A 4108-nucleotide genomic window follows, 5' to 3' on the forward strand; every position below is an offset into this window, starting at 1 on the left:
CCGCGCGGCGGCTGATGCAGGCCATCGAGCAGGTGACCGCCAACCCGGCGCTGCACACGCGCGACCTCGGCGGCAAGGCCACCACCGCGCAGGTGACGCAGGCGATGTGCGAACTGGTGGCCGCCGGCGCCCAAGGCAAGGCCGCATGACCGCCATGCGGTGCCCGACGCCGCAGGCGGCTTCCGGGCCATCGTGATCGATGCGCCCCCCCTCCGGCCACCGATGAGGAGACAGAAGATGCAACGCCCCTGCAACGCCAAGATCGTCGCGACGCTCGGCCCCGCCAGCGCCGACCGCAGCACCATCGAGGCGCTGGTCCGTGCCGGTGCCGACGTGTTCCGGCTGAACTTCAGCCACGGCACGCATGCCGACCACCAGCAGCGGCTGGCGCTCATCCGTTCCATCGAGGCCGACGTGGGCCGGCCGATCGGCGTACTGCTCGACCTGCAGGGCCCCAAGCTGCGCGTCGGCACCTTCGCCGGCGGCCCGGTGAAGCTGGTCGAAGGCGCGGCCTTCCGCCTCGACCTCGACCGCGACAGGCCCGGCGACGCGACACGCGCGCCGCTGCCGCACCCGGAGATCTTCGCCGCGCTCGAACCGGGCGCGGAACTGCTGCTCGACGACGGCCGGCTGCGCCTGCGGGTGCGGCAGGCCGGCCCCGGCTTCGCGGAGACGGTCGTCGTCAACGGCGGCCTCTTGTCCGACCGCAAGGGCGTGAATGTGCCGGGTGTCGTGCTGCCGCTGTCGTCGCTGACCGCGAAGGACCGTGCCGACCTGGACTTCGGCCTCACGCTGGGCATCGACTGGGTGGCGCTCTCATTCGTGCAGCGCGCGGCCGACATCGCCGAAGTGCAGGCCCTCGTGCAGGGCCGGGCCGGCATCGTCGCCAAGCTGGAGAAGCCGGCGGCGATCGAGTGCCTCGAAGAGATCCTGGCGGTGACCGACGCGGTGATGGTGGCGCGCGGCGACCTGGGCGTGGAGATGCCGGCCGAGCAGGTGCCGGCGATCCAGAAGCGCATCGTGCGGGCGTGCCGCAGGCTGGGCAAGCCGGTGATCGTCGCGACGCAGATGCTGGAGTCGATGGTGAGCGCGCCGGTGCCCACGCGGGCCGAGGCGTCGGACGTGGCCACCGCCATCTACGACGGGGCCGATGCGGTGATGCTGTCGGCCGAATCGGCGTCAGGCAGGTTCCCGGTCGAGGCGGTCGCGATGATGGACCGCATCATCGCGCAGACCGAGGCCGATCCCCACTACAGGGCCGCCATCGAGGCGTCGCACACCCAGCCTGCGGCCAACACCGCCGACGCCATCGGCTGGGCCGCGCGCTCAGTGGCCGGGCTGCTCGATGTCGCGGCCATGGTCGCCTATACAAGTTCGGGTTCCTCGGCCTTGCGCATGGCGCGCGAACGGCCACGCGCACCCATCGTGGGCATGACGCCGAGGCGCGAGACCGCGCGCCGCCTGGCGCTGGCTTGGGGCGTCTATCCCGTGGTCTGTGCAGACGTGACCGACGTCGATGACATGACGGAGCGCGCCAAGGCCGCCGCCGTGAGCCTGCAGTTCGCGGCGCCGGGGCAGACCATCGTCATCGCGGCCGGCATGCCCTTCGGCACACCCGGCTCCACCAACCTGCTGCGCATCGCGCAGATCGACTGAGCAACCAACGGCGAGCTGGGCGCGGCAACGCATCACAGCTCAATGAAGCCCCCTGGAGACAACGATGAACGCTACGCACACCCTGAACCGCCGGCACCTGATCCAGGCCGTCGCGCTGGCCGCGGCCCTGGCCAGTGGCGGCGCGATGGCGCAGGCCTGGCCCAGCAAGCCGATCAGCCTGATCGTGCCGTTCCCGGCCGGCGGCACCACCGACGTGCTGGCGCGCGCGCTGGCCGACAAGCTCACCCAGAGCCTTGGCCAGACGGTCATCGTCGAGAGCAAGCCGGGTGCAGGCGCCACTTTGGGCGCCGACTACGTGGCCAAGGCCAGGCCCGACGGCTACACGCTGCTGGTGGGCGCGGTGCACCACACCATCGCCTCCAGCGTCTACAAGAAGCTGCCCTACGATTTCCAGAAGGACCTGGTGCCGGTCACCACGGTGGCGCTGGTGCCGAACGTGCTGGTCGTCAACGCCGGCACGCCGGCCCGGAACGTGGCCGAACTGGTGGCGCTGCTCAAGGCCAAGCCCGGCAGGTACGACTACGGCTCCAACGGCAACGGCACCGCGCAGCACCTGATCGGCACGCAGTTCCAGAACCTCACGGGCACCGACATCGCGCACATCCCCTACAAGGGCAGCGGCCCGCTGGCCACCGACCTGCTGGGCGGACAGATCACGATGTCGTTCGACACGGTGACGCCGGTGCTGCAGCACATCAAGAGCGGCAAGCTGCGCGCGCTGGCCGTCACCACGGCCAAGCGTTCGTCGGCCTTGCCCGACGTGCCCACGCTCGACGAAACCGGCCTCAAGGGCTTCAACATCGGCACCTGGTTCGGCGTGCTGGCGCCCGCGGCGACGCCCAAGGACCTGGTGGCGCGCCTCAACAGCGAGATGGTCGCGGTGATCAGGTCGCCCGAGTTCCGCAAGCGCATGGAAGAGATCGGCGCCGAGCCCATCGGCAACAGCCAGGAGCAGATGGCGGCGCAGGTCAAGAGCGAGACCGAGAAGTTCGCCAAGCTGGTGAAGGATGCGAAGGTGACGATCGAATAGGCGCGCGCTACGCATCCTCCGGCCACCCCTGCGCCCCCACCAGCGGCACGAAGCGTACCGGCGTCAGGACTTCTTCGTCGAAAGCCTGGGCCGAGCTGCGCGTGACCTTGACCAGCCGCTGCTCACCCTCGTCGCCGACGGGCATCACCAGCCGGCCGCCTTCGGCCAGCTGGGCCTTCAGGGCCGGGGGCACCTGCGGCGCCGCGGCCGAGACGATGATCACGTCGAACGACCGCGGCACCGGCCAGCCGAGCGACCCGTCGCCCTGCCGCAGGTCGACGTTGAAGCACCCCAGTGCCTGCAGCCGCTCGCGCGCGGCATCCACCAGCGCGGCGTGGCGCTCCACCGCGCACACCCGGTCGGCGATGAGCGACAGCACTGCCGTCGCGTAGCCCGAGCCCGCGCCCACCTCCAGCACCACGTCGCCGGCACGCACGTCGGCCGCCTCGATCATCGCGGCGACGATGTAGGGCTGGGAGATCGTCTGCCCCTGGGCAATCGGCAGCGGGGCGTCCTCGTACGCGACCGCCGCGTCCGCCTCGTCCACGAAGCGCTCGCGCGGCACGGTGCCCATGGCGTGCAGCACGGCGGGCGACTGGATGCCGCGCGCCGCGAGTTGACTGGCGACCATGTCGGCGCGGCGCTGCGTGGTGTCGTCCATGGTGACTCCTCCTGCTCATCCGCGTTCCGGCACGGCACGCGCGGCCGATGGGCGAAACTGCCGCAAGCAATACCGATCGCAGCAAGAACGCGCACCCGCGATTGTGCGCCGTCCCCCGCCCCAGGGGCAGCCCCATGGGGGCATGGCGCTTGCTGCCCGGCAGTCCGGCCGCATCGGGCGGCCCCCACGTCAGGAGACTGCATGAACCACGATGAGCACGTTCAGCACATCGAGGACGTCTATCGCCAGTTGGTGAAGGGCGTCGGCCGGGAACGCGTCACCGAGGCCAACGCCCCGGCCTTGATACGGCGCAGCGAGCAGGACGGCCACCATGTGCTGGCCGAGGAACTGCGGGAATGGCTGAATCCCGCGAAGCCGGGCAGGCCCGCGACGGGCGCCCCGACACGCGGCTTCAACAAGGACAACGCCAAGCACTAGGGCGCCGCCGACGCAGCCTTCAACGGTCCAGCGCGGGCCGCTTCGGATTGAAGGTCCAGCCCGGGTGCAGGTACTGCATGGCGGCTGCGTCGTCTCGCGCACCCAGCCCATGCTGCTTGTAGAGCTGGTGCGCCTTCTCCACCTCGGCCATGTCGAGTTCGATGCCCAGGCCCGGCACGGTGGGCACCTCGATGTGGCCGCTGGCGATCTGCAGCGGCGCCTTCGTCAGGCGCTGGCCGTCCTGCCAGATCCAGTGGGTGTCGATCGCGGTGACCTTGCCGGGCGCCGCGGCCGCGACGTGG

At 70.9% G+C, this 4108-nt stretch carries 5 protein-coding genes and 1 pseudogene; 4 read left to right on the forward strand and 2 right to left on the reverse strand.

Going from position 1 to position 4108, the window contains the following annotated elements; all coding sequences use genetic code 11:
• From V4F39_RS27130 to V4F39_RS27140, 3 genes and pseudogenes are all read left to right on the forward strand, one after another.
• Positions 1-149 (forward strand): annotated as a pseudogene (locus tag V4F39_RS27130) (tartrate dehydrogenase); the annotation flags it as partial.
• Positions 150-237: 88 nt separating this feature from the next.
• On the forward strand, positions 238-1656 hold the full coding sequence (pyk, locus tag V4F39_RS27135) for a pyruvate kinase (protein ID WP_332293370.1): 1419 nt from the start codon (positions 238-240) through the stop codon (positions 1654-1656).
• A 64-nt stretch (positions 1657-1720) separates the two neighbouring features.
• Positions 1721-2707, forward strand: a complete 987-nt coding sequence (locus tag V4F39_RS27140; RefSeq protein WP_332293371.1) for a tripartite tricarboxylate transporter substrate binding protein — start codon at positions 1721-1723, stop codon at positions 2705-2707.
• A 7-nt stretch (positions 2708-2714) separates the two neighbouring features.
• Here V4F39_RS27140 and V4F39_RS27145 read toward each other — a convergent pair whose 3' ends face one another.
• Positions 2715-3368, reverse strand: a complete 654-nt coding sequence (locus tag V4F39_RS27145) for a protein-L-isoaspartate(D-aspartate) O-methyltransferase (protein ID WP_332293372.1) — start codon at positions 3366-3368, stop codon at positions 2715-2717.
• Positions 3369-3569: 201 nt separating this feature from the next.
• Here V4F39_RS27145 and V4F39_RS27150 point away from each other — a divergent pair, with 201 nt between their 5' ends.
• The gene (locus V4F39_RS27150; protein WP_332293373.1) at positions 3570-3806 is read left to right on the forward strand and encodes a hypothetical protein; all 237 of its coding nucleotides are present in this window, start codon (positions 3570-3572) and stop codon (positions 3804-3806) included.
• Positions 3807-3825: 19 nt separating this feature from the next.
• On the opposite strand, the gene V4F39_RS27155 is transcribed toward V4F39_RS27150, so the two are convergent.
• Positions 3826-4108, reverse strand: a 283-nt coding sequence (locus V4F39_RS27155; protein WP_332293374.1) for an enolase C-terminal domain-like protein, incomplete at its 5' end; no start/stop codon positions are given.

Source organism: Aquincola agrisoli (assembly GCF_036621135.1).
Classification (GTDB): domain Bacteria; phylum Pseudomonadota; class Gammaproteobacteria; order Burkholderiales; family Burkholderiaceae_C; genus Aquincola; species Aquincola agrisoli.

What these genes read in the sequence shown, in the direction of transcription:
- pyk (WP_332293370.1), top strand. Translation starts at nt 238, where the DNA reads ATGCAACGCCCCTGCAACGCCAAGATCGTCGCGACGCTCGGCCCCGCC.
- V4F39_RS27140 (WP_332293371.1), top strand. Translation starts at nt 1,721, where the DNA reads ATGAACGCTACGCACACCCTGAACCGCCGGCACCTGATCCAGGCCGTC.
- V4F39_RS27145 (WP_332293372.1), bottom strand. Translation starts at nt 3,368, where the DNA reads ATGGACGACACCACGCAGCGCCGCGCCGACATGGTCGCCAGTCAACTC.
- V4F39_RS27150 (WP_332293373.1), top strand. Translation starts at nt 3,570, where the DNA reads ATGAACCACGATGAGCACGTTCAGCACATCGAGGACGTCTATCGCCAG.